This is a genomic window from Frigoribacterium sp. CFBP 13605 (assembly GCF_014839405.1).
GTDB lineage: Bacteria > Actinomycetota > Actinomycetes > Actinomycetales > Microbacteriaceae > Frigoribacterium.
Genome location: NZ_JACYNS010000001.1, coordinates 163925 through 187788, shown reverse-complemented (window position 1 = coordinate 187788; position 23864 = coordinate 163925). Strand labels below are relative to the sequence as shown.

General features: G+C 70.6%; 25 protein-coding genes. 8 read left to right on the top strand and 17 right to left on the bottom strand.

Features of this window, described 5'->3' with window-relative positions:
• Positions 1-2: 2 nt before the first annotated feature.
• Positions 3-647, bottom strand: coding sequence for an aa3-type cytochrome oxidase subunit III (gene ctaE / locus IFT36_RS00885; protein ID WP_082460212.1), 645 nt, complete (start codon positions 645-647; stop codon positions 3-5).
• 106 nt (positions 648-753) lie between these two features.
• Between ctaE and trpD the strand changes: the two genes are divergently transcribed.
• Positions 754-1809: an anthranilate phosphoribosyltransferase gene (trpD, locus tag IFT36_RS00880; protein WP_123570026.1), complete on the top strand. Its 1056-nt coding sequence runs from the start codon at positions 754-756 to the stop codon at positions 1807-1809.
• A gap of 79 nt (positions 1810-1888) precedes the next feature.
• On the opposite strand, the gene glpK is transcribed toward trpD, so the two are convergent.
• Together glpK and IFT36_RS00870 are read right to left on the bottom strand one after the other, a co-directional pair.
• Positions 1889-3409, bottom strand: a complete 1521-nt coding sequence (glpK, locus tag IFT36_RS00875; RefSeq protein WP_056045060.1) for a glycerol kinase GlpK — start codon at positions 3407-3409, stop codon at positions 1889-1891.
• Between the two features lie 157 nt (positions 3410-3566).
• Positions 3567-4304, bottom strand: a complete 738-nt coding sequence (locus IFT36_RS00870; RefSeq protein ID WP_123517649.1) for an MIP/aquaporin family protein — start codon at positions 4302-4304, stop codon at positions 3567-3569.
• Between the two features lie 198 nt (positions 4305-4502).
• Here IFT36_RS00870 and dhaK point away from each other — a divergent pair, with 198 nt between their 5' ends.
• The 3 genes from dhaK to dhaM all read left to right on the top strand — a co-directional run bounded on the left by dhaK (position 4503) and on the right by dhaM (position 6923).
• Positions 4503-5504: a dihydroxyacetone kinase subunit DhaK gene (dhaK, locus tag IFT36_RS00865; protein WP_159826698.1), complete on the top strand. Its 1002-nt coding sequence runs from the start codon at positions 4503-4505 to the stop codon at positions 5502-5504.
• Positions 5505-5583: 79 nt separating this feature from the next.
• Positions 5584-6234: a dihydroxyacetone kinase subunit DhaL gene (gene dhaL / locus IFT36_RS00860; RefSeq protein WP_200412198.1), complete on the top strand. Its 651-nt coding sequence runs from the start codon at positions 5584-5586 to the stop codon at positions 6232-6234.
• Between the two features lie 2 nt (positions 6235-6236).
• A complete protein-coding gene (gene dhaM, locus IFT36_RS00855) occupies positions 6237-6923 on the top strand; it encodes a dihydroxyacetone kinase phosphoryl donor subunit DhaM (protein WP_200412197.1) in 687 nt (228 codons plus the stop codon).
• Positions 6924-6987: 64 nt separating this feature from the next.
• Here dhaM and IFT36_RS00850 read toward each other — a convergent pair whose 3' ends face one another.
• From IFT36_RS00850 to IFT36_RS00825, 6 genes are all read right to left on the bottom strand, one after another.
• On the bottom strand, positions 6988-7752 hold the full coding sequence (locus tag IFT36_RS00850) for a pyrimidine reductase family protein (RefSeq protein WP_307784990.1): 765 nt from the start codon (positions 7750-7752) through the stop codon (positions 6988-6990).
• On the bottom strand, positions 7749-8690 hold the full coding sequence (gene folP, locus IFT36_RS00845; RefSeq protein ID WP_307784989.1) for a dihydropteroate synthase: 942 nt from the start codon (positions 8688-8690) through the stop codon (positions 7749-7751). The genes IFT36_RS00850 and folP overlap by 4 nt, the downstream gene beginning before the upstream one ends.
• Positions 8683-9270, bottom strand: a complete 588-nt coding sequence (gene folE / locus IFT36_RS00840; RefSeq protein WP_192123687.1) for a GTP cyclohydrolase I FolE — start codon at positions 9268-9270, stop codon at positions 8683-8685. Before folE ends, folP begins: the two co-directional genes overlap by 8 nt.
• Positions 9271-9282: 12 nt before the next feature.
• A complete protein-coding gene (locus IFT36_RS00835) occupies positions 9283-9783 on the bottom strand; it encodes a hypothetical protein (protein WP_200412196.1) in 501 nt (166 codons plus the stop codon).
• 149 nt (positions 9784-9932) lie between these two features.
• Positions 9933-10397, bottom strand: coding sequence for an NUDIX hydrolase (locus IFT36_RS00830; protein ID WP_307784988.1), 465 nt, complete (start codon positions 10395-10397; stop codon positions 9933-9935).
• A gap of 13 nt (positions 10398-10410) precedes the next feature.
• Complete coding sequence (locus IFT36_RS00825) at positions 10411-11178, bottom strand: SDR family oxidoreductase (protein WP_056045077.1); 768 nt, start codon at positions 11176-11178, stop codon at positions 10411-10413.
• 123 nt (positions 11179-11301) lie between these two features.
• Between IFT36_RS00825 and IFT36_RS00820 the strand changes: the two genes are divergently transcribed.
• The 4 genes from IFT36_RS00820 to IFT36_RS00805 all read left to right on the top strand — a co-directional run bounded on the left by IFT36_RS00820 (position 11302) and on the right by IFT36_RS00805 (position 14195).
• Positions 11302-11781, top strand: coding sequence for an NfeD family protein (locus IFT36_RS00820; protein ID WP_123570043.1), 480 nt, complete (start codon positions 11302-11304; stop codon positions 11779-11781).
• A gap of 4 nt (positions 11782-11785) precedes the next feature.
• Entirely contained in the window at positions 11786-12925 is a 1140-nt protein-coding gene (locus IFT36_RS00815; RefSeq protein WP_082460214.1) for an SPFH domain-containing protein, read from the top strand.
• The gene (locus IFT36_RS00810; RefSeq protein ID WP_307784987.1) at positions 12925-13713 is read left to right on the top strand and encodes a glycerophosphodiester phosphodiesterase family protein; all 789 of its coding nucleotides are present in this window, start codon (positions 12925-12927) and stop codon (positions 13711-13713) included. The genes IFT36_RS00815 and IFT36_RS00810 overlap by 1 nt, the downstream gene beginning before the upstream one ends.
• 116 nt (positions 13714-13829) lie before the next feature.
• Complete coding sequence (locus tag IFT36_RS00805) at positions 13830-14195, top strand: RNA polymerase-binding protein RbpA (protein WP_043594952.1); 366 nt, start codon at positions 13830-13832, stop codon at positions 14193-14195.
• A gap of 84 nt (positions 14196-14279) precedes the next feature.
• Here the strand turns inward: IFT36_RS00805 and lnt are convergent, their stop codons facing one another.
• The 8 genes from lnt to IFT36_RS00765 all read right to left on the bottom strand — a co-directional run bounded on the left by lnt (position 14280) and on the right by IFT36_RS00765 (position 23832).
• Positions 14280-15908, bottom strand: a complete 1629-nt coding sequence (gene lnt / locus IFT36_RS00800) for an apolipoprotein N-acyltransferase (RefSeq protein ID WP_082460215.1) — start codon at positions 15906-15908, stop codon at positions 14280-14282.
• Between the two features lie 74 nt (positions 15909-15982).
• The gene (locus IFT36_RS00795; protein ID WP_200412195.1) at positions 15983-18478 is read right to left on the bottom strand and encodes a DEAD/DEAH box helicase; all 2496 of its coding nucleotides are present in this window, start codon (positions 18476-18478) and stop codon (positions 15983-15985) included.
• Between the two features lie 4 nt (positions 18479-18482).
• Complete coding sequence (gene tatC / locus IFT36_RS00790; RefSeq protein ID WP_200412220.1) at positions 18483-19238, bottom strand: twin-arginine translocase subunit TatC; 756 nt, start codon at positions 19236-19238, stop codon at positions 18483-18485.
• 78 nt (positions 19239-19316) lie between these two features.
• Entirely contained in the window at positions 19317-19610 is a 294-nt protein-coding gene (tatA, locus tag IFT36_RS00785) for a twin-arginine translocase TatA/TatE family subunit (protein WP_123570047.1), read from the bottom strand.
• 104 nt (positions 19611-19714) lie between these two features.
• The gene (locus tag IFT36_RS00780; protein ID WP_056047399.1) at positions 19715-20707 is read right to left on the bottom strand and encodes a helix-turn-helix transcriptional regulator; all 993 of its coding nucleotides are present in this window, start codon (positions 20705-20707) and stop codon (positions 19715-19717) included.
• The gene (locus IFT36_RS00775; RefSeq protein ID WP_123570048.1) at positions 20700-21722 is read right to left on the bottom strand and encodes a helix-turn-helix transcriptional regulator; all 1023 of its coding nucleotides are present in this window, start codon (positions 21720-21722) and stop codon (positions 20700-20702) included. The genes IFT36_RS00780 and IFT36_RS00775 overlap by 8 nt, the downstream gene beginning before the upstream one ends.
• A gap of 24 nt (positions 21723-21746) precedes the next feature.
• Positions 21747-22676, bottom strand: a complete 930-nt coding sequence (locus IFT36_RS00770; RefSeq protein WP_056045089.1) for an FKBP-type peptidyl-prolyl cis-trans isomerase — start codon at positions 22674-22676, stop codon at positions 21747-21749.
• A gap of 106 nt (positions 22677-22782) precedes the next feature.
• A complete protein-coding gene (locus tag IFT36_RS00765) occupies positions 22783-23832 on the bottom strand; it encodes a tRNA (adenine-N1)-methyltransferase (RefSeq protein WP_192123678.1) in 1050 nt (349 codons plus the stop codon).
• Positions 23833-23864 lie beyond the last annotated feature (32 nt).

Here is a 23864-nt window from a genome sequence, read left to right as displayed (position 1 = left end):
GCCTATTTGAGGAGGTAGATGACGATGAAGAGGCCGATCCAGACGACGTCGACGAAGTGCCAGTAATACGACACGACGATGGCCGTCGTGGCCTCTTTGTGCCCGAAGTTCTTGACTGCGTAGGCACGACCGATGGTGAGCAGGAAGGCGATGAGGCCACCGATGACGTGGGCGCCGTGGAAGCCGGTCGTCATGTAGAAGGCCGAGCCGTAGGCGCTGGAGCTGAGGGTGACGTGCTCGGAGATCAGCGTCGCGTACTCGAACACCTGGCCGCAGACGAAGACCGCGCCCATGGCGTAGGTGAGGAAGAACCACTCGACCATCCCCCAGCGGCCCACCTGGAACAGGCGGCCGGTACGGTGCGGCTGCATGCGCTCGGCCGCGAACACGCCGAACTGGCAGGCGACCGAGGACAGCACCAGGGTGATGGTGTTGGTCAGCGCGAACGGCACGTTGTGCAGCGCCGTCTGGTCGGCCCACAGGCCCGGAGACGTCGAGCGGAGCGTGAAGTAGATCGCGAAGAGGCCGGCGAAGAACATGACCTCGCTGCCGAGCCACACGATGGTGCCCACGGCAACCGTGCTGGGTCGATTGACGACGGGGCCGCCAGAAGGTCTCGAGAGAGAGGTACTTGTCACGAGGTCCATTATGCCTGGTAAGTCGCTTTGGGTTTGCGCTCGAAACCCCGGGTCGGGAATTTCCCTTGACGCCGAGACATCGGAGCCGCCCGTGCTCCGCCGGTAGCCTGGGCGCATGACCTCCGAGCTCACCTGGCCCCTGATCATCGACGCGCTCCTCGTCGGTCGCGACCTCTCGATCAGCGAGGCGACGTGGTCGATGGAGCAGGTCATGACCGGCGACGTCACCCCGGCCCAGCTCGGGGCCTTCCTCGTGGCCCTGCGGGCCAAGGGGGAGACGGTGGACGAGATCGTGGGGTTCCGCGACGCCGTCCTCGCCCACGCCGTGGCCCTGCCGGTCGACAGCATGGCCGTCGACATCGTCGGCACGGGCGGAGACCGTTTCGGGACGGTCAACGTCTCGACCATGGCCTCCGTCGTCGTGGCGGCCACCGGCGTGCCCGTCATCAAGCACGGCAACCGGGCGGCGAGTTCGTCGTCCGGTTCCTCGGACGTCCTGTCGGCCCTCGGCATCGACCTGACCATCGGCGCCGACCGTGTGGCCGAGGTCCTGCGCGAAGCCGGGCTGACCTTCGCCTTCGCGGCCGCCTTCCACCCGGGCTTCGGCAACGCCGCCGCCGTGCGGCGTGAGATCGGCGTCCCGACGGTCTTCAACTTCCTGGGGCCCCTCGTGAACCCGGCACGACCCGAGGCGAGTGCGGTTGGCGTCGCGTCGCTCGACAAGGTGCCGCTGATCGTGGGCGTGTTCCAGACCCGGGGCGCGACGGCGCTCGTGTTCCGCGGCGACGACGGCCTCGACGAGTTGACCACCACCGGTCACAGCCACATCTGGGAGGTCACCGGAGGCTCGGTGACCGAGCACGACCTCGACCCGCTCGAGTTGGGCATCCCGCGGGCGCGCATCTCCGACCTCGTCGGCGGCGACGCGGCGTACAACGCGGCCGTCGCCCGCGAGGTGCTGGCGGGGGAGCGCGGCCCCGTCCGCGACATCGTGCTGCTCAACGCGGCGGCCGGACTGGTCTCGTACGGGCTGGCCGCGGACCCGGGCCAGCGCGAACGGCCGCTCCTCGCCCGCTTCCGGGAGCAGCTGGACGTCGCGGCCCGCGCCGTCGACTCGGGGGCGGCGATCGCGAAACTGGACCAGTGGGTGGCGGCGACCCGCGCCTCCTGAGACGAACCGTGCCTCCTCGTCCTCGGGCGGGAGGACGACGAAGGGCCCGTCCGATCGGACGGGCCCTTCGCGCGGAGGATCAGTTGACGTCGTCGTCGACCCAGTCGAAGGTCTTCGTGACGGCCTTCTTCCAGAGACGCAGCGTGCGGTCACGCTCGTCGGCGTCGATGTTCGGCGTCCAGCGCTTGTCCTCCTGCCAGTTGGCACGGAGGTCGTCGAGCGTCTCCCAGAAGCCGACCGCGAGACCGGCCGCGTAGGCCGCTCCGAGCGCGGTGGTCTCGGCGACCACGGGACGGACGACCGGGACGTCGAGGATGTCGGCCTGGAACTGCATGAGCGCGTCGTTGGCGGTCATGCCACCGTCGACCTTGAGCTCGGTCAGGTCGACGCCGGAGTCGGCGTTGACCGCGTCGAGCACCTCGCGGGTCTGGAACGCGGTCGCCTCGAGGGCGGCGCGGGCGATGTGGCCCTTGTTGACGTAGCGGGTGAGGCCGACGAGGGCACCACGCGCGTCGGACCGCCAGTAGGGCGCGAACAGGCCCGAGAAGGCGGGCACGAAGTACACTCCGCCGTTGTCCTCGACGGTCTTGGCGAGCTCCTCGACCTCGGGGGCGGAGCCGATCATGCCCAGGTTGTCGCGCAGCCACTGGATCAGCGAACCCGTGACCGCGATGGACCCTTCGAGGGCGTAGTGGGGTGCGGCGTCGCCGAGCTTGTAGCCGAGCGTCGTGAGCAACCCGTTCTTCGAGTGGACGATCTCTTCGCCCGTGTTGAAGATCAGGAAGTTGCCGGTGCCGTACGTGTTCTTCGACTCGCCCTGGTCGAAGGCGGCCTGGCCGAAGGTGGCGGCCTGCTGGTCGCCGAGGATGCCGGCGATGGGCACCTCGCGCAGCAGGCTCGAGGCCTCGACCGTGCCGTAGACCTCGGACGAGCTCTTGATCTCGGGGAGCATCGACCTCGGCACGTCGAAGGCCTCGAGGATGTCGTCGCGCCACTCGAGCGTCTCGAGGTCCATGAAGAGGGTGCGCGAGGCGTTCGTCACGTCGGTGACGTGGACGCCACCGTCGGTGCCGCCGGTGAGGTTCCAGAGGACCCAGGTGTCGGTCGTGCCGAAGAGCAGGTCGCCCGCCTCGGCCTTCTCACGGGCGCCCTCGACGTTCTCGAGGATCCAGACGACCTTCGTGCCCGAGAAGTAGGTCGCGAGCGGCAGGCCGACGATCGGCTTGAAGCGCTCGACGCCACCGTCGGCGGCCAGGCGGTCGACGATGGACTGCGTGCGGGTGTCCTGCCAGACGATGGCGTTGTAGACGGCCTTGCCGGTGGTCTTGTCCCAGACCACGGCGGTCTCGCGCTGGTTGGTGATGCCGACGGCCTTGATGTTGTGGCGCGTGATGTCGGCCCGGGAGAGGGCCTGGCCGATGACCTCGCGGGTGTTCTCCCAAATCTCGGCGGGGTCGTGCTCGACCCAGCCGGCACGGGGGAAGATCTGCTCGTGCTCTTTCTGGCCGGTGGCCACGATCGAGCCCGAGTGGTCGAAGATGATGGCGCGGGTGCTGGTCGTTCCCTGGTCGATGGCCAGGATGTAGTCGGTGTCGCTCACGGGTGGAACTCCTTCGTCGTTGATGGATGCGGCTCGCACGGAGGCCCGGGTCGGTCCAGTGGAGCGGACGGGCCCGAGCCTCTGCGGGGAGCGGGTGGATCGATGGGCGTCGGACGGCGCGGGGGAGCCGGCCTCGGCCGATCAGCGGATCGCCGGGTCAGGCGGCCAGGGGGAGGAGCGGGAAGGACAGCAGTGCCGCGAGGGCGCCGCCGACGAGGGGGCCGACGACCGGCACCCAGGCGTAGGACCAGTCGCTGCCGCCCTTGCCCTTGATGGGCAGGAAGGCGTGGGCGATGCGCGGGCCGAGGTCGCGGGCCGGGTTGATGGCGTAGCCCGTGGGACCACCGAGCGAGGCGCCGATGCCGACCACGAGGAGTGCGACGGCCAGGCCGCCGAGCGGGCCGAGGTTCGCGGCGTTCGGGGAGGCGCCGTTGGTGATGGCGATGATCGTGAAGACCAGTACGAAGGTGCCGATGATCTCGGTGACGAGGTTCCAGCCGTAGTTGCGGATGGCCGGGCCGGTCGAGAACACGCCGAGCTTGGTGGCCGGGTCGGGCTCCTCGTCGAAGTGCTGCTTGTAGGCCAGCCAGACGACGACCGCACCGATGATCGCACCGACCATCTGCGCCGCGACGTAGACGAGGAACGCGGCGAACGTGATGTTGCCGAGGATCAGCTGGGCGATGCTGACGGCCGGGTTGAGGTGCGCCCCGGACGAGTACGAGGCCAGGATGCCGACGAAGACCGCGAGGCCCCAGCCGAAGTTGACCATGAGCGTGCCGCCGTTGAAGCCCTTCGTCTTCGTGAGGGCGACGTTGGCGACGACTCCGCCACCGAGGGTGAGCAGCAATGCGGTGCCCACCGTTTCTGAAAGAAAAATCAATCCCAGGTTCACGTCGACCTTCCTTGTCGTACGGCGGGGCGACAGTGCACCCGCGGTGAGCGTGTGTCAACACCTTAGTGCGGTGATCACACGTGATGAGAAGGAAAGATCCGGTGATTGCACATATGTGCATCAGGGGGTGCCGGGAGTAGGTTGAGCGGCAGCCTGGTGCACCAGAGCACCGTTCCCGGCGCCGAGAAAGGGACTTCGATGAAGAAGCTCATCAACGATCCGTCCGACGTCGTCGCCGAGGCCGTGGCCGGCTTCGGCGCGGCTCATGCGGACCTCGTGGTCGTCTCGCACGACCCGACGTTCGTCCGCCGATCGGCGGCTCCCGTGGCCGGCAAGGTCGCGATCGTGAGCGGCGGCGGCAGCGGTCACGAACCGTTGCACGCGGGGTTCGTCGGCTTCGGCATGCTCTCGGCCGCCGTGCCGGGTCCGATGTTCACGTCGCCCACGCCCGATCCGATCGTCGCCGCCACGCAGGCGGTGGACGCCGGAGCGGGCGTCCTCTACATCGTCAAGAACTACACGGGCGACGTTCTCAACTTCGAGACGGCTGCCGACCTCGTGGAGGCCGAGGGCATCCAGGTGCGCTCGGTGGTCGTCGACGACGACGTCGCGGTCAAGGACTCCCTCTACACCGCCGGTCGCCGAGGCGTCGCCGGCACGGTCGTGGTCGAGAAGACCGCCGGTGCCGCGGCCGAGCGGGGCGATTCGCTCGACGCCGTCGCCGAGGTGGCCCGACGCACGAACGCGGCGACCAGGTCGATGGGCGTCGCCCTCACCGCGGGCACCGTCCCCCATGCCGGTGAGCCGAGCTTCACGCTGGCCGACGACGAGGTCGAGATCGGGATCGGCATCCACGGCGAACCGGGCCGAGAGCGCATCCCGCTCGAACCGGTCGACGCCATCGTCGACCGGCTGCTCGACGCCGTCACCGACGATCTGGGACTCGCCTCCGGCGAGCGGGTGCTGCTCTTCGTCAACGGCATGGGCGGCACGCCGCTCGTCGAGCTCTACATCGCCTACCGTCGTGCGGCCGAGGCCCTCGAAGCACGAGGAGTCGAGGTGTACCGCAGCCTCGTCGGTTCGTACGTCACGTCGCTCGAGATGCAGGGCATGTCGATCACGGTGACCCGCCTCGACGACGAGCTGGCCGATCTCTGGGACGCCCCGGTCGAGACCGCGGCCCTGCGCCGGGGCCGGTAGGCGTCCGCGTGGACGCCGAGAGCAGGGCACGCCGCGCCGCATCACCGAACCACCGCAGGATGAGAGGAACGACCACCGCATGACACTCGACGCCACCTGGACCCGGGCCTGGATCGACCGGACGGCCGACGTCGTCGCCGCCCACCACACGGCCCTCAGTGAACTCGACCGCCAGATCGGCGACGGCGACCACGGCGAGAACCTGTCCCGCGGCTTCACCGCCGTGCGCGCCCGGCTCGCCGACCTCCCCGCCGACGCGACGCCCGGAGCGACCCTCAAACTCGTCGCCACGACGCTCATCTCGACGGTCGGTGGCGCGTCGGGCCCCCTGCTGGGCACGGCGTACCTGAAAGGGTCGGCGGCCCTGGGCGACGCCACGGAGCTGGACGCGGAGGCGCTGGTCGCCTTCCTGACCGCGGCCCGCGACGGTGTCGTGCTGAGGGGCAAGGCCGAGGTCGGCGACAAGACCATGATCGACGCGTGGACCCCGGCCGTCGACGCAGCAGCCGCCGCAGCTGCGGACGGTGCCTCGCCCGCAGGCGTCCTCCGTGCCGCAGCGGACGCCGCGGCGACCGGTGCCGCTTCGACCGAACCCCTCGTCGCCCGCAAGGGCCGAGCCAGCTACCTCGGCGAGCGTGCCGTGGGTCACCGCGATCCCGGCGCGCAGTCGTCGTCCCTCATCATCGCCGCCGCGGCCGACGCCGCGGACGGCTCGAGCAAGGAGTCCTGAGCATGCCCACCATCGGAATCGTCGTCGTCTCGCACAGTGTCAAGATCGCCGAGGGCGTGGTCGACCTCGCTCGCCAGATGGCCCCCACGACCACCCTCGTGGCCGCCGGAGGGACGGACGACGGGTCCATCGGCACCAGCTTCGACAAGATCTCCGCCGCCCTGGCCGAGGCCGGGTGGGACGGCGGTGCGGTCGTGCTCTGCGACCTCGGTTCCGCCATCCTGACGAGCGAGACGGCCGTCGACTTCCTCGACGACGCCGACAAGCAGCGGGTGCTCATCGCCGACGCGCCACTGGTCGAGGGAACGGTCGCCGCGGCCGTGTCCGCCGAGACCGGGGGAGACCTCGAGGCCGTGGCGGCGGCCGCCCGGACGGCCACCGGAGTCGCCGACGCGCACGCCGACGAGCGCGACCTCCGAGGTGGCGACGCCGTCGAGCGCTCGGCCGTCCTCGTCAACGCGTCGGGGCTGCACGCCCGTCCCGCCGCCGACCTCGTCACGCACGCGTCTCGGTTCCAGGCGGACGTCACGGTGAACGGTGTCGACGCCAAGAGCCTGCTCCGCATCATGGGGTTGAACGTGGGCGTCGGTTCGACGGTGGCCGTCATGGCGACCGGTCCCGACGCCGCGGCCGCCGTGGACGACCTCATCGCCTTGATCGAAGGCGGTTTCGGCGAGAAGGCGAGCTAATCGCCCGCGGAGCCCGCGCCTCCTGACCTCGCGTCGCGCGGCCGCGACCTGGCGACGTCGCGACCTAGCGCCGTCGCGACCATTTCGTGAGGAGCATGTCGCCCGACACCAGGACGTGGTCGAGGGCGAGGCCGCGCAGGGCCATCTCGTCGCGGGCCGCGACGATGCGCGGGCCGACTCCGCCCTCGAGGTTGGGCGACACGGTGAGGCACAGCTCGTCGACGACGTCGGCGGCAACGAGGTCGCCGAGCAACGCCGGACCTCCTTCGGTGTGGATCTGGGGAAGCCCGCGCTCGACCAGGACCCGGACGAGGAGGCGCGGGTCCACCCGGCCGCGACCGCACGACACGACGTCGGCGACCTCGTCGAGTCGGGCCCGAGCCGCGCGGGGTGCCGCGTCGTGGGTGAGCACCAGGGGGCGGACGGGCGCGTCGGCGAACACGCCGCTCGCCGGGTCGAGGCCGAGTCCGCTCGAGACCACGGCGAAGACGGGATGGTCGGACAGGCCCGCGGCCCGACGCCAGGCGACGGCCTCGTCGTCGAGTCGCATCGGGCCGTAGCCCTCGTCACGGACCGTGCCCGCCCCGACCACGACCACGTCGCAGAGTCGGCGCAGCAGGTCGAAGACGAGCAGGTCGGCCGGCCCGCCCAGGTCGCGCGTCCTGCCGGCCGCCGTCGCCGATCCGTCGACGCTGGCGACGAAGTTCGCCCGCACGGACGGCGTCGTCCGGTCGTGGGGCCGGTGGAGCTCGACGAGGTCGTCGATCGTCAGTGCGCCACGGCCGACCGGGGGAGCGGGGTGCAGCTGCACGAGGGTGGTCGCGGTCACAGGGCGTCCTCGTCGAGGTTGTGGCGCTCGACGAGGGGGTCCCGCCAGCCGAGGATCGCCTCGACCATCCGGACGGCGTCGACGCTGGCCCGGACGTCGTGCATGCGGACGATGCGCGCGCCCTGCAGCACGCTCACCGTGGCCGCCGCGAGCGAGCCCGCCAGGCGGTCGGGCTTGTCGCGACCGAGCGACTCGCCGACGAAGTCCTTGTTGGACACCGCGGCGAGCGTCGGGTGACCCAGGGCCGCCACCTCGGACAGGCGCCGGGTGAGCTCGAGCGAGTGCCGGGTCGTCTTGTTCAGGTCGTGCCCCGGATCGACGACGAGTCTGTCGTCGGGCACGCCGTGGGCACGGGCGACGTCGACCCGCCGTGCGAGGAACTCGACGACCTCGGCCACGACGTCGCCGTAGTGCGGACGGGGGTGCGGACGCCGTGGTGCCGCGAGGCTGTGGGTGACGACGAGCGTGGCCTCGCCGTCGGCGACCACGTCGGCCAGGCGCGGATCGTGGAGCCCCGTGGTGTCGTTGACGACGTGCGCCCCGGCGGCGATGACGCGCTCGGCGACCTCGGGGCGGAAGGTGTCGACCGAGATCACGACGTCGGACCGGCTCGCGAGCGCCTCGACCACGGGCAGCACCCGGTCGAGTTCGTCAGAGGCGGACAGCTCGGGCCCGGGCGCGAAGGGGACGCCCCCGATGTCGACCCAGTCGGCGCCCGCCTCGGCCGCGTCCATGGCGGCCTGCACGGCGCGGTCGAGGGCGAAGGTCGCGCCACGGTCGAAGAACGAGTCGGGCGTGCGGTTGACGATCGCCATGACGGCGACCTGGTGCGAGAAGTCGAAGGCCCGGGACCCGATGCGGCGGCGGGGGACGAGGAGGGGCGGCACGGCGAATCCGGCGTGGTCGGCCGCGGGGGAGGGAGCGGCCGCCTCAGCCACGGGAGGTGCCGATCAGGGCGACCGCCTCGGCCCGCGCCGACGGCGTGGACAGGACGCCCCGGCTCGCGAGCGTCACCGTCGTGCTGCCCGTCTGACGGGGGCCCCGGGTCGTGACGCATCCGTGCGAGGCGTCGAGCACCACGAGGACGCCGTCGGGGCGGGCGCCGGTCTCCACGGCCTCGGCGATCTCCTCGCCGAGCCGCTCCTGGAGCTGGGGGCGCGAGGCGACCGCGTCGACCACGCGGGGGAGCGCACCCAAGCCGACGATCGTCTCGCCCGGGACGTAGGCCACGTGAGCGACGCCGACGAAGGGCAGCAGGTGGTGCTCGCACACCGACCGGAACGAGATGTCGCGAACGATCACGACCTCGCCCAGCTGGTGCGCTTCGGCCGGGACGGTGGCCTGGCGGACGAGTTCGGCCGCGTCGACCGTGAGCCCCGAGAAGAACTCGGCGTAGGCGTCGGCCACGCGTCGGGGGGTCGACTCGAGCCCGGGCCGGTCGACGTCCTCACCGATCGCGGTGAGCAGTTCGAGCACGGCGGCCTCGATGCGGGGCCCGTCGATCGGCGGAGGAGTCATCGCACCATCCTCTCAGGCGGAGGGGCCGACCGCGCCGTCCGTGCTGCTCCCGAGGTCGACGGCGGTCTCGCGGGGGAGCGCCTCGTGGTGGCGCCGTCCGTGGCTGCGCCGCGCCTCCTTCATCTCGGCCTCGAAGAGGTGCTTCTTGCCGTCCGCCAAGGAATCACGTACGTTCTTCTCATGGTCGCGGAACGCGGCGTAGTAGCCGTCGTCGTAGTCCTCGACGAGTTGGTACGTCCAGCGTCCCTCGACGACGTTGCGACCGACGAGGTCCCGGTCCAGCAGGTCGGCCATCTCGTCGTGCCCGGCTCGGCGCAGGGACTCGACGGCATCGCCGAGGGCGAGGTCGGCCTTGCCAGTCAGTCGGTGGAATCCGTAGAGGAATCCACGGGCCTGCTCGACGATCTCGAGCGCGGCGGAGAGCTCGCCGAGCGCCGCGACGGTGTCGTCGTCGAGCCCGTGGGGTCGGCGATGCGCGTCGTCGGGCGGTGTGGGGGTCGTGTCGGTCGTCATGCGACCAGGAAACTCCGAGGAGGCGCGGCGTGCGTCAGCGGGGAGCGCTTCCGCCGCCCCTCTCGACGTTACTTGACATAATGTGCATTATCAGTCACGCGCGGATGACGCCGGAAGGAGTGCACGGTGGCTCGGGTGGCGCCCCGCCCTCACGCCCCGGACGACTCGGCCAGCACCCGACGCAGCAGCTCGGCCAGGTCGCCGGGTTCGACCGGCTCGTCGGTGGTCGCCAGCTCGTCGAGGGTGAACCAGCGCGACTCGAGGATGTCGCTGCGCTCGTCGTCGGTCCAGTCGTCGTCGACGACCTCGAAGTGCGGAAGGCGGACGACGTAGAACTCGGCGTGACCGTGCGTGTGGTCGGCGTCGTCCCAGGACACCTCGAAGTCGTCCACGCGCACGACGTCACCGACCTCGGTGACCACCTGACCGGTCTCTTCGTGCAACTCGCGGATCGCCGCCTCGACATGGGTCTCGCCCGGGTCGACCCCGCCACCCGGCGTGATCCAGCGAGCGAAGCGACTCGTGTCGGGCGCCACCGTCTTCATCAGCAGCACGCGGTCGTCGTCGTCGAGGACGAGGAGGCGCGAGGTCGGTCGGACGATGCGCTCGGTCACGAAGGGGCCCGTCTCAGACGATCGGGGCGAAGTCGCTGGTGTCGCCCACCAGGCGGGTGTGGTCGGCCGGGACGGGGTCGACGGCGGCCGACGCGACCTCGGCGGCGAACTCGGCGACGTTGTACAGCTTGCCCGCGCTCTCTTTCCGCGACGAGATGGCACCGGGGTTCGAGCGTTCGAGCAGGGTCGCCGTGATCGTGCCCTCGATCATGTCCCCCGAGACCACGACGAACTCGACGCCCGCGGTCTCGAGCTGCGGCAGCATCTCGCGCAGGGCGTCCTCGCCGGCACGCTTGCTGAGGGCGACGGGGAGGTACTCGGGCATCGTCTCGGTCGTGCGGATGAAGTGCGCCTGGTGGCTCGTGACGAAGACGACGCGCGATCCCGGGGCGAGCAGCGGCAGGGCCGCGGTCAACAGCGCCACCTGGGCGTCGCGGTTGAGCTTGAGCGCGTAGTCCTCGGCCATGCCCGTCTCCATGCCGCCCGAGGCGTTCATCACGAGCACGTCGAGGCCGCCCCAGGCGTCACGCACCGTGTCGAACATCGCCGCCAGGCTGGCCTCGTCGGTGAGGTCGGCCCCGATGGCGATCGCCTCGCCGCCCGCCTGCTCGATGGTCGAGACGAGCTGCAGCGCGCGCTTCTCCTTGTTGCGGTAGTTCACGACGACCTTGGCTCCGGCCTCGGCGAAGTAGCGCACGGTGTCGGCACCGATCCCCCGGGACGATCCGGTGACCAGGACTCGGGCTCCGGCGAGGGACTCTGCGGCGAGGGGGTTGGACAAGGCGTGCTCCAGACTGTGCGGGGATCGATCGGCCCGTGGACCGGACTCGACCCTACCAATCCCCCTCGTCATCGTCAGGGGCGGGTGATAGTTTTCATAACAGGGGAACGAGAGAAGGTCGACGTGGACGTCTTGAACGATTACGCATGGGTCGCGTGGATCGCGCTCATCCTGGTGTTCGTCATCGTCGAGGTGACGACGCTCGAATTCACCTTCCTCATGCTCGCCATCGGCAGCGTCGGCGGTCTGCTCGCCGGCCTCTTCGGTGCCCCGTGGTGGCTGCAGGCGATCATCGCGGCCGTCCTCGCGGTCCTGTTGCTGTTCACCGTGCGGCCGCCGTTGCTGCGGGCGCTCCGCCGCGGGGGCGATCCGACCCCCAGCAACGTCGAGGCGCTGCTCGGGCTGCGCGGCACGGTCGTCGTGCCCATCGGCTCCGACCCCGGCCAGGTCAAGCTGTCGAACGGCGAGACCTGGACGGCCCGCGTGCTGTCCTCCCCCGCGACGTCGGCAGGCGCCGACCTCGCACTCGACACCGGGGCCCCGGTCGTCGTGACCGCCATCGAGGGGTCGACCGCCTTCGTCGCCCCCGCAGAGAGGTCCTGAAGCCATGGACACCATCAGTGCCGGAACCGTCGTCACGATCGTGGTCGTCGCGATCGTCGTCGTGCTCGTCCTCGTCATCCTCTTCCGCTCGGTCCGCATCATCCCGCAGGCGAGTGCCGGCGTGGTCGAACGTCTGGGGCGGTACCACAAGACCCTCTCCCCCGGGCTCAACCTGCTGGTGCCGTTCATCGACCGCGTGCGGCCGCTGATCGACATGCGCGAGCAGGTCGTCTCGTTCCCGCCGCAGCCCGTCATCACCGAGGACAACCTGGTCGTCTCGATCGACACGGTCGTGTACTTCCAGGTGACCGACGCCCGGGCGGCCACCTACGAGATCGCCAACTACCTCGGGGCCGTCGAACAGCTCACGACGACCACGCTGCGCAACGTGGTCGGTGGGTTGAACCTCGAGCAGGCCCTCACCAGTCGCGACAACATCAACGGCCAGTTGCGCATCGTGCTCGACGAGGCCACCGGCAAATGGGGCATCCGGGTCGGTCGCGTCGAGCTGAAGGCCATCGATCCGCCCCTGTCGATCCAGGACTCCATGGAGCAGCAGATGCGTGCCGAGCGCAACCGTCGCGCCGCCATCCTCACCGCCGAGGGCACCAAGCAGTCCCAGATCCTCGAGGCCGAGGGGTCGCGACAGTCGTCGATCCTCAAGGCCGAGGGCGACGCCAAGGCCCAGGTGCTGCGGGCACAGGGCGAAGCCGAGGCCATCGCGACGGTCTTCAACGCCATCCACGCCGGCGACCCCGACCCGAAGCTGCTCGCGTACCAGTACCTCCAGACCCTGCCGAAGATCGCGGACGGCTCGGCCAACACGATGTGGATCATCCCGAGCGAGTTGACCGAGGCCCTGAAGGGCATCGGGCAGGGCTTCTTCGCCCCGCGCGACCCGAACGCCCCGGGGTGGACCCCGACCGAGGCCCCCAAGGTCTCCGAGATGGACGTCACGCCCGACCTCGCATCGACCGTCGACCTCGAGGCCGAACCGGACCTCGGCTTCCCGACCGTCACCACGCCCGGTGAGACCGGCTCCGGGGTCGGTTCCGGAGGCGCGGGTGCGGCCGGCGCCGATCGGCCGGCTCCCGGGGCGGGCGCGTCGGACACCGGGCCGACCACTCCTCCGGCGACCTCGTAGTGCCGTCCGCTCCCCCGGTCTCGGCCGGCTGGTTCGCTCCCGCCGGCCCCCGGGTGTTGGCGCATCGCGGCCTGGCCGTCGACGCCCCGGAGAACACGATGCTGGCGTTCGCCCTCGCCGTGTCGGCCGGGGCGACGTACGTCGAGACCGACGTGCACGCCACGCGCGACGGCATCGCGGTGATCAGCCACGATCCCGACCTGACGCGGCTCGCGGGACGCGAGCAGCGCCTCCTCGACCTCGACCTCGCGGAGGTCAAGACGGTCCGGCTCGACGGTGAGCACGAGATCCCCACCCTCGACGAGGCGCTCGACGCCTTCCCCGAGACCCGGTTCAACATCGACCTCAAGTCGGACGAGGCCGTCGCGCCGGCCGTTCGAGCGATCGCCCGCGTCCGGGCGACGGATCGCGTCCTGGTGACCTCGTTCGACCACCGGAGGCGTCTGCGGGCGGTCCGGGCGCTGCCGGGAGTCGCGACGTCGGCCTCGTCCCGGGGCACCGTCGCGGCGGTGGCCGCAGGCCTCGTCCCGCTCCCCCGCCTCCGGCGGTCACTGGTGCGGCGCGCCCTCGTCGGGTGCCGGGCCGTCCAGGTCCCTGAGCGCAAGGGCCCGGTCCGCATCGTCACGGCTGCGCGCGTGGCCGAGTGGGCGGCCCTGGGCGTCGAGACACACGTGTGGACCGTCAACGAGCCTGACGACATGGTGAGGCTGCTCGACCTGGGGGTGCACGGCATCGTCACCGATCGCGCGGACCTGGCGCTCGACGAGGTGCGTCGGCGCGCCGTGTGACCCTGGCCCGAGACTGCCCGGGCACTGTGAAGGGACTGTGAAATCGCACGGCCCGGAACGGCGGAGGTCCAGAACGGGTTACAACGGGTGATTGCAACGCGAGAGGAGACCACACAATGGCAGATCGCAGTTTGCGCGGAATGAGGCTCGGCAGCCAGAGCCTGCAGAGCGAAGAGGGCGTGGAGTTCTCGCCCCGCAAGAAGGCCGTCTACCAGACGACCGACGGTCAGACGTTCGACATGGTGTTCGCTGCGGACGCCGAGATCCCGGACATCTGGCAGTCGCCCAAGAGCGGCCAAGAGGGTCGTCTGCTCTCGGCCGACGGCAAGCCCGTCGAGATCGACGCCGGAGACGTGAAGGTCCCCCGGAGCCACTGGGACATGTTGCTCGAGCGACGCAGCCGTGACGAGCTCGAGGAGCTCCTCCAAGAACGACTCGACTTCCTCAGGGCCCGAAAGGGTCAGCACAAGATCGGCGCCTGACGACCCGTCCGGCAGCGATCCGACGAGAAGGCCCGACCACCTCACGGTGGTCGGGCCTTCTCTCGTCCCGGCGGGGCCGGACCGTCAGTCGACGACCCGCCACCGCGGCAGGATCGGGTCGGGTGCCTCGTCGAGCCGGCGTCGACGAGTGGAACGCCGGGTCCCGATGAAGAGGCGCGACAGCAGCAGCATCGCGAGACCGAAGAACGACACGAGGAGTTCGATCGCTCGACTCGCCACGACGGCGGGCGTCGTCCCGGTACCGAGGTCGACGACAGCCACCATCGTTCCGGGCTCGTAGTCGGGGATGCTCGCGGTCGTCCTGCCCGAGGCGTCGATGGCCCGCGTCGAGGCGACGGTCGAGACGTTGACGAGGGGACGTGCCGTCTCGATCGCCCGCAGGCGTGCGATGGCGAGCTGTTGCTCGTTCTCGTCGGTCTGCCCGGGACGGGTCCCGAAGTCGGCGTTGTTGGTCTGGCCGATGATGACCTGCGCGCCCTCGTCCATCATGTTGGTGATGAGCTGGTCGTCGACGATGTCGAAGCAGATCGAGATCCCGGCACGGAAGTCACCGAGGTCGAAGACCTCGTCCCGCGTGCCCGGCGTGTAGTCCCGCCCGATGAGGTCGATCAGGTCGGGAGCGAAGGGCCGCCAGAAGGCGCGATCGGGGACGTACTCCCCGAACGGGACCGGGTGCTTCTTGTCGTACTGGTCCGCCACTCCACCGTCCGACCAGAGCAGGGACGAGTTGTGGACGGTCTCACCGTCGTCGCTCTCGGTGATGACGCCCGACACGAGGGGGGCGTCGTAGCCACGGGAGATCGCGTCGAAGACGTACTGGCCGGTGGCGTCGCGGGTGGGATCACGGTCGCTGCCTCCCTCGGGCCAGACGATCATGTCGAGGGAGCGCTGGTCCTCCGGCAGCCGTGCGAGCTGGGCCTGCAAGTCGCTCATCGCGAGGACCTGGGCGTTGGTCAGGTCGCCGTACTGCCGGTCGGCGAAGTAGCCGGCGTCGCCGTCGCCCTGGACGGCGGCGATGGTGGCGGTGCCCGAGGAGTGCGTCGGCCAGTGCGGCACCGCGAGGGCGGCGACCACGACCGTGGCAGCGGCGAGCACGCGGGTCGAACCCCGGACGGTCGTCTGCAGGGCGAGCTGGATCAGTGCGGCGACGATCGCCACCATGAGGAACGACAGCCCCGAGATGCCGAGCCAGGCGACGAGACCGGCGAACGGGCTCTCGGACTGGCTGAGAGCCACGCGACCCCAGGCGAAGCCGCCGTAGGGCCAGTTGCCGGCGACGAACTCACGGAGCGTCCAGAGCCCCCCGACGACGACGGGCAGGAGGACCGTGCGGCCCAGGGTGCCGGGCCAGATGAGCGGGACCCAGCGGTACGCGAGGGTGATGAGCATCGCCCCGGCGGCGAAGAAGAGCGCCTCGAGGGTCGACAGCGCGGCCCAGGGGACGACACCGAGGAAGAGCGTCGCCCACGAGATGTGGATCAGGTAGAAGGACAGGCCCGCCACGAGCCCGACCAGGAAGGAACCGCCGAGCGATCGGCCCCGGAGGGCCACCAGCACGAACCCGATGCCGACGAAGGTCAGCGGCCAGACGTCGCCGTCCGGGAAGCCGCCGTCGAGGACGGCGCCGGCACCGAGGGCGACGATCAGGGCGAGCCAGAGGGGCAGTCGGACGTCGGTCGCTCGGGAAGACACCCCGTGATTCTAGGTGGCGGCGTCTGGGAGGCCGGTCGTCCTCGGCGGACGTCCGGCCTCGTCGGGGAGGAGGGTCAGGGGCCGACCGCGGTGTAGGCCACGATGCCGCGACGGACGGCGTCGAGCGCCTGCCGGGCCGTCGGACCGACCGGCAGGTCCCCCACGACCGACAGCTGGTCGAGCAGGTCGATCGTCTGCTTCGTCCAGCGGACGAAGTCGCCGGCGGCGAGGTCGGCGTCGTCGAGCACAGAATCGAGTGCGGCACCTCGGGCCCAACGGTGCATCGCGAGGGCGAGACCCGGTGCCGGGGGCTGGCTGCCCGGAAGGTGGTGCTCGTGCTCGAGGTCGTCGAGCTCCGCCCAGAGCAGCTGCGTGGCGTCGAGCGCGGCACGGAACTCGCCGCGAGGCAGGAATCGCTCGGAGAGCTGGCCTTCGTCCCGACGGGGCTCGTACACGAGGGTGGCCGCCATGGCCGCCATGGACGGCACGTCGAGCATGTTCCACACACCGAGGCGCAGGCTCTCGGCCACGAGCAGGTCGCGATCGCCGTAGATGCGCCGCAACGTGCGACCGGTCGGGGCGACGGTGACCTCGGCGTCCCGCGGGACGCGACCCGCCCCTCCTGCGTTCGTGCCCGTGGGGACGAGGTAGCCGCGGTCGAGCAGCACGTCGGTGACCCGGTCGAAGACCTTGGCGACCGCGCCGGTCCGACTGCGGATCTGCGCCGACAGTTGGTCGGTCTGCTTCTTCAGCTTGAACCAGCGCTCGGACCAGCGGGCGTGCTGTTCGCGCTCCGGACAGGCGTGGCAGGGGTGCGTCCGCACCTGCCGACGCAGTTCGCCGATGCGACGCTGACGCTTGTCGCGCTCGGCCCGCGACTGCGAGTCGGCCCGGGCCGCCCCCTGCTTCTCGAGGTCGCCGACCTCGCGACGCAGCATCGTGTACTCGCCGAAGTCGCCCAGATGGCAGGCCATCGACGCGGCGTAGCCGTCGAGCGACTGCTGCTGCGATCGCACCTTGCGGGCCAGGTCGACGACCGAGCGGTCGGCCTGGAACTGGGCGAACGACGTCTCGAGCACCTCGCGGGTGCGGGATCGCCCGAACTGCTCGATGAGGTTGACGGCCATGTTGTACGTCGGCCGGAAGCTGCTGTTCATCGGGTAGGTGCGCCGCGAGGCCAACGAGGCGACGGCCTGCGGGTCGAGACCCTGCTGCCACTGGATGAGCGAGTGGCCCTCGACGTCGATGCCCCGGCGGCCGGCACGACCGGTCAACTGGGTGTACTCGCCGGGCGTGATGGGCACCCGAGCCTCGCCGTTGAACTTCTCGAGCTTCTCGAGCACGACGGTGCGGGCCGGCATGTTGATGCCGAGCGCCAGCGTCTCGGTCGCGAACACGACCTTGACGAGCTTCTTCTGGAAGAGCTCTTCGACGACTTCCTTGAAGGCCGGCAACAGGCCGGCGTGGTGGGCCGCCACACCTCGCTCGAGCCCGTCGAGCCACCGCCAGTAGCCGAGGACCGCGAGGTCTTCGTCGCGCAGGGTGCGACAACGGGCCTCGACGATCTCGCGGATCTCGCGACGCTGGTCGGCGGTCGTGAGACGGATGCCCGACCTCAGCACCTGGGACACGGCCTGGTCGCAGCCGACCCGGCTGAAGACGAAGAAGATGGCGGGAAGCAGGTTCTGGTCGTCGAGCATCTCGACGATCTTCCAGCGGTCGAGGCGACCGGGACCACCCTGCGTCGGCGGTACGACGTGGCCCCGGGGGCCGGTCCGACCCGCGGAGTGGCCGTCTCGACGACCACCGCTCCGCCCGCCGCGTCGGCCGAGCGAGGTCGCGCGCAGGAGCTCGGGGTTGACCCGGTTCGTCGCGGCCTGCCCCGAGGAGTCGAAGAGGTCGAGGAACTTGCCCCCGACCAGGACGTGTTGGTCGAGGGGCACGGGACGGTCCTCGGAGACGATGACCTCGGTGCTCCCCCGGACCGTCTGGAGCCAGTCGCCGAATTCTTCGGCGTTCGACACCGTGGCGCTCAACGAGATGAGCCGCACGTCGAGCGGCAGGTGGATGATGACTTCTTCCCAGACCGCGCCGCGGAACCGGTCGGCCAGGAAGTGGACCTCGTCGAGGACGACGTACCGCAGGTCGGTCAGCATCTCGGACCCGGCGTAGATCATGTTGCGGAGCACCTCGGTCGTCATCACGACGATGCGCGCCCGGGAGTTCACGTTCGTGTCACCGGTGAGCAGCCCGACCTCGGACGCTCCGTACTCGGCCACGAGTTCTTGGAACTTCTGGTTGCTCAGTGCCTTCATGGGTGCGGTGTAGACGACCTTGGCCCGCGGGTCCTGCATGGCGAGGTGGATCGCGTACTCGGCCACCAGGGTCTTGCCGGCGCCGGTCGGTGCCGCGACGAGGACGCTGTCGCCCGCTTCGAGGGCGGCGCACGCGGCGAGCTGGAACGGGTCGAGGGCGAAGCCGAGACGGGACCGGAAGGCCTGGAGCTTGGGGGTCTTGTCTCGCGTCTTCGCCGCGGCGAAGCGTTCCGCGGGACTGAGGTCGGGGCTCACCGGGTCACCCCGCCGCGAGTTCGGCGTCGAGCGCGGCTGCCCGCTTCGCGACCCGGCGGTCGTGCAGCCAGGCGACGCCGGCGGCGAGGAAGAACAGCACGATCATGGGGACGGCCAGGAGGAACATCGAGAAGATGTCGGCCGACGGGGTCGCGATCGCGGTGAACAGGACGATGACGAGGATGGCCACCCGCCAGCCCTTGACGATGGCGGCGGCCGAGACGACGCCCACGAAGTTCAACAGCACCAGGAACACCGGCATGACGAAGGCGATGCCCACGGCGAGCACCAGCTTGAGGACGAAGTCGTAGTAGACCTTCGACTCGATGATCGTCGCATCCTGGGTGTCGACGAAGCCGGTCATGACCTCGACGATGTGGGGCAGCACGTACCATCCCGCCAGGCAGCCGCCCAGGAAGAGCGGGATGGCGGTGCCGATGAAGCCGACGGCGTAGAGCTTCTCTTTGCGCACGAGGGCGGGAACGATGAAGGCCCAGACCTGGTACAGCCAGACGGGACTCGAGATGACGACGCCGACGGTGACCGCGATCTGGAGCTTGAGGTCGAAGGCGCCCGTGATGTTCGAGTAGTTGAGGGTGGTCTCACCCGTGCGTGCCGCCGCGATCGCCTCGACCGGCGACCTCAGGGCGTCGAGGACGAAGGGCGCGAGGAACCAACCGGCGACAGCAGCCAGGATGAGGGCCAGGGCGGAGATGAAGAGTCGCTTGCGCAACTCGAGCAGGTGTTGCCCGAGGGACATCTTGCCGTCACGGCCTCGGCTGCGGCCCGTGCCCCTCCCCTGGGTGCTGTCGCCACGAGTCGTCGTCGTGGCCACGCGTCAGGACTTCGGCGGGACGTCGCGGTTCGGCGACGGGTACGAGTCGTCGACGCGTCGTGCGGTCGGACCGTCGGTGTACCGGGCGGACGAGTCGTCCGGACGACGGACGGGACGGTTCTCGAGGTCGTCGTCGACGGCCGACTCCTTCTTGTCGCTGTTGACCTCGTTCTTGAAGATGCGCATCGACTGGGCGATGCTCTTCGCGAGGGCCGGGAGCTTCGGCGCACCGAAGAGCAACAGGACGATCGCCAGGATGATGATCAGGTGCCAGCCTGAGAGCGCGTTTCCGAACATGATGGGGTCTCCTTGCGGGGCAGGGTGACGTCCACTCTACCGTGCGGCCTCGTCTGCGGCAGGCACGGCGCAGGCGATGCACAGGGCGTGCCGCAGCCGGACGTTCAGGGAGTGACGGACGGGTCGACGTCGTAACGCTCGATCGCCCGACGCGCCCAGTCGGCCACGGCCGAGCGCGCCGACTCGGGCCCGACGACCTCGGGGTGACCCGGGAGTCCCGCCACGAGGCGACAGAGCGTGCCGAGTCGGTTGACGCGCAACCGGAGGCGCACGCGGTCGTGCGGGAGGGGTTCGGGTTCGTCGGGACCGTAGTCCGCGAGGAGCGGCGCCGCGGCGGCGTCGAGGTCGAGCACCACGACCAGGTCGTCCGGAGACCCCTCGAACAGCGTCTCGGGCAGGGTGACGTCGTCGGCCCGGTGAGCGATCGGAGTCGCGGTGAGCGCCGGGGAGGCGATCCGGTCGAGTCGGAACGTCCGGGGAGCCTCGCGCAGGTGGTCCCAGGCCCTGAGGTACCAGTCGGCGTCGACCGACTCGACCCGCAGCGGGTCCACCCGCCGTCGTTCCGCGACCCCCCGGGTGCCGCGATAGTCGAACTCGAGCTGGACGCCCGCCTCGACCGCCCGGCCGACGAGCCCCAGGACCTCGTTCGTCTCGGACTGGTCGACGGCCACCTGGCTCGGTTCGCTGGACGCCCCACGCGACAGCTTGCTCATCAGTGTGGCGATGGCCGCGCGGTCCGCGTTCTCGGGCAGCGACGAGAGGTACTGCAGGCCCGCGATGAGGGCGGCGGCTTCGCGGGCGGAGAACCGTGGCGAGTCGTCGATGGCGACGAGGTTGGTCAGCACGATGACGTCGTTCTGCTCGAAGTCGTCCCACGCGATGTCGAAGAGGTCGCCGTGCTGGTACTGCGTCGTCTCGCCAGGGACGCCCGAGACGGCGATCAGCTCGACCGCACGCCGGATCTCGCCCACGCTCACGCCGAAGTGCGCGGCCGCCTCGGCCACGCTGACTCGCTCGTGGTCCATGAGCCACGGGACGAGCGACAGCAGGAAGGCGAGCTTGTCGGCCGCGTGGAGGGCACCGCGGGGCTCAGCCACGGGCACCCCCGTCGACCGGGCCGGTGGTGTGGGCGGCGAGCACGGCCTCGAGGCGGGTGCGCACCAGGGCACGGAGACCGTCGGGTTCGACGACGGTGACCTCGGGACCGAAGGAGGCCAGCTCGTCGGCGAGCAGGTTGTCGTCGGTCCAGTGGACGAGGAGCGTGTCGGCATCGAGACGGGTCGTGCCACGGCGCTTGCCGAGTCGGGTCTCGGCGTCGGACAGGGGCTCGACGCGGACGGTCGCGGTGCGATCGCGCCAGACCTGCTCGAGGTCGGCCAGCGCGCGCTCGGCCGTGGCGTCGTCGGGTCTCGTGTACGGGGTGGTGGTCAGCTGGACGGGGCCGACGACACGGGACAGGAGGAAGGTCTTGAGTGCCCCCGTGCCGACCTCGACCGCCGACACCAGCCACCGGCCCTGGTGCTGCACCAGGGCTGCCGGGGCGACCTCGCGCCGGCGGGCGGACTCGTCACCGGGCTTCAGGTAGTCGAACCGGACGACGACGCCCCGGTCGAGCGCCGTCCGCAGCGGCTCGAAGGCCGCGTCGCGGGAACGGAGCCGAGGGGCGTACTCGAGCTCGGGAACGCTCGCCGCGCCGCCGAGCGAGCGCAACTTGAGGAGTGCCCGTCGGGACTCGTGCGAGAGCGACCCCTCGCGCCACACCATCGCCGCCAAGGTGAGGAGGGCGGTCTCCTCGGACGAGAACGAGATGTCCTCGGGCAGCTCGTACGCGCCCCGCGGGATGCGATAGCGGAGTGCCTGGTTGTTGCCTGCCGCCGCCGGGTCGTCGATCGTCTCGAGGGGGACGCCCAGTTCGCGGATGTCGTCCTTGTCCCGCTCGAACTGCCGCTCGAGCGCGGCGTTGTCACCCGAGCGCGAGTACTTCTGGCGGTACCCCTGGACGGTCGACAGGATCTCGGTCTTGCTCAACCCGGAGTCCGTCGCGAGCAAGGCCAACACGAGGCTGAAGAGTCGCTCTTCGACGGGGACGCGGGGGGTGCGGGCAGTGGGCACGGCGACCGGCTCAGCAGGGCCGGGTCATCGGATCGCCCCGAGCACGTCGAACACGTACACGTAGGCGGAGCCACCGCTGTCGGACGTCGCGGGGAGCACGACCATGACCTGCGAGCCGACCTGCTGGCCCACCAGGGCCGAGCGGATGTCGTCGGGGATCTGCTCGTCGCCGAGGTCGACCGGCGTTGCCGAACCGCCGTTGGTCCAGGTCGACCCCGCGACCGTGGACGGCTGGCTCCAGGTGACGGCCGTGAACTGCACGACGGCGGAGTCGTCGGCGGTCAACGTAGGACCGTGCCCCTTGCGGACGAGGTGCACGACCTCGTCGGTGGGGGCGTCACCCGCGGGGATCGTGATGCCGGGTGCACCGTCGGGGGCGGTGACCACCGCGGGCAGGCCGTCCGCGCCGAGCTGGAGGGCCCCGTCGGCCTTCGCGAGGAACGCCCGCTTGACGTCGACGACGGCGACGTAGGCGGCGTCGGGATCGTCGTTCGGGGTCGACGCGGCGCCGTTGATCGATGCCGAGAGGTCGCTGGCCTTGACGGCGACCGCGACGCGCGACCCCACCGTGGAGCACTCCAACGCGTCGACGAGCGGGGCGAGCGTCTGCCCGCCCACCGTCAACGGGACGTTCGTCGAGCCGTCGTAGCCGCTGTCCTCGAGTTCCTGGCCCGTGCTGCCGTCGAACAGGGTGTAGTCGATGACGACCGGGGTGCCGTCGACGAGTCGCTGACCGTCGCCCTCGATGAGCGTCGAGACCTCGGTCTTCTTGGTCACGATCGGCGTCGGCACGTCGACGTCGGGCTTCGTGCCGAAGTCGCCGGTCGCGGTGACGACCGAGGCGGCGTCACCCGTGGGAGGGCAGCCGGCGGAGCCGGGGCCGGCCGTGCTCGAGCAGGCCGTCATCGAGGCGAGCAGGCCGACCGTCACGACGAGGGCGGGGATCTTGCGCACGGGGACTCATTTCGTGGAGGCGACCGGGGGGTCGGGTGGGGCGACCGGTCGGGTCGTTCGGATGCGGGGACAGCTTAGCGGGGGTGGTCGGAGCCCTCGACGATGCTCAGGCCGGGGTGGAACCGGTCGACGTGCCGTCGGCGCCGGCTCCGTCGGTGGTGCCGTCGACGGCCTCGGTCGCCGCGATCGCGGCCTCGGCCGCCGTCCGGGCCTGGCGTGCCGTCTTGCGCAGCTTCTTGTCGCTGGCCGACCGCTCGCCGAGTGCGCCGGGCGTCCAGGCCTCGACGTCGGCATCGCTGTAGTCGGACTTGGAGGGGCGTCGTTTGAGCTGCGGGAGCACCGCTCCCGGTGCCAGCCGGCGGGCGGTGAGGAGGAAGCCGGTGTGCCCGATCATGCGGTGGTCGGGGCGGACGGCGAGGCCCTCGACGTGCCAGCCGCGGACGAGCGTCTCGGACGCGTCGGGCTCGGTGAAGGCCCCGGAGGCGCGCAGGGCCTCGGCCGTGCGCGAGAGCTGTGTCGCGGTGGCGACGTAGCAGATCACCAGACCGCCCGGCTTGAGGGCGTCGGCCGTGACGTCGACGTTCTCCCACGGCGCGAGCATGTCGAGCACGACCCGGTCGACCGTCCCGTCGGGCATCGCCGCGGGCAACTCGTCGGCCAGGTCGCCGACCGTGACCGTCCAGTTCTCGGGCTCGGCACCGAAGAAGCTCGCGACGTTGCCCTCGGCGACGTCGGCGAACTCCTGTCGGCGCTCGAAGGACGCCAGGCGACCCTCGGGGCCGACGGCCCGCAGCAGCCAGAGCGACAGCGCACCCGAACCCACGCCCGCCTCGACGACCGTCGCGCCGGGGAAGATGTCGGCGAACGCCACGATCTGGGCGGCGTCCTTCGGGTAGACGATGGCCGCGCCCCGGGGCATGGACATCACGAAGTCGCTCAGCAGCGGACGGAGGGCGAGGTACTCGTCGCCCGTCGTGCTGGGGACGACGGACCCGTCGGGCAACCCGACGACGTCGTCGTGCGCGATCATGCCGCGGTGCGTGTGGAACACGGCGCCCGGGGTCAGCACGATGGTGTTCATCTTGCCCTTGGGGCCCGTGAGCTGGACCTTGTCGCCTTCGACGAAGGGGCCGGACTGGCGGCGGAACGCGGTCATGCGAGGGTGCTGCTTTCGATCGGGTCGCACCC

Excerpts from the sequence above, each read along its gene's own strand:
- ctaE (WP_082460212.1), bottom strand. The coding sequence starts at position 647 with ATGGACCTCGTGACAAGTACCTCTCTCTCGAGACCTTCTGGCGGCCCC.
- trpD (WP_123570026.1), top strand. The coding sequence starts at position 754 with ATGACCTCCGAGCTCACCTGGCCCCTGATCATCGACGCGCTCCTCGTC.
- dhaK (WP_159826698.1), top strand. The coding sequence starts at position 4,503 with ATGAAGAAGCTCATCAACGATCCGTCCGACGTCGTCGCCGAGGCCGTG.
- dhaL (WP_200412198.1), top strand. The coding sequence starts at position 5,584 with ATGACACTCGACGCCACCTGGACCCGGGCCTGGATCGACCGGACGGCC.
- dhaM (WP_200412197.1), top strand. The coding sequence starts at position 6,237 with ATGCCCACCATCGGAATCGTCGTCGTCTCGCACAGTGTCAAGATCGCC.
- folE (WP_192123687.1), bottom strand. The coding sequence starts at position 9,270 with ATGACTCCTCCGCCGATCGACGGGCCCCGCATCGAGGCCGCCGTGCTC.
- IFT36_RS00835 (WP_200412196.1), bottom strand. The coding sequence starts at position 9,783 with ATGACGACCGACACGACCCCCACACCGCCCGACGACGCGCATCGCCGA.
- IFT36_RS00815 (WP_082460214.1), top strand. The coding sequence starts at position 11,786 with ATGGACACCATCAGTGCCGGAACCGTCGTCACGATCGTGGTCGTCGCG.
- IFT36_RS00805 (WP_043594952.1), top strand. The coding sequence starts at position 13,830 with ATGGCAGATCGCAGTTTGCGCGGAATGAGGCTCGGCAGCCAGAGCCTG.
- tatC (WP_200412220.1), bottom strand. The coding sequence starts at position 19,238 with ATGTCCCTCGGGCAACACCTGCTCGAGTTGCGCAAGCGACTCTTCATC.
- tatA (WP_123570047.1), bottom strand. The coding sequence starts at position 19,610 with ATGTTCGGAAACGCGCTCTCAGGCTGGCACCTGATCATCATCCTGGCG.
- IFT36_RS00765 (WP_192123678.1), bottom strand. The coding sequence starts at position 23,832 with ATGACCGCGTTCCGCCGCCAGTCCGGCCCCTTCGTCGAAGGCGACAAG.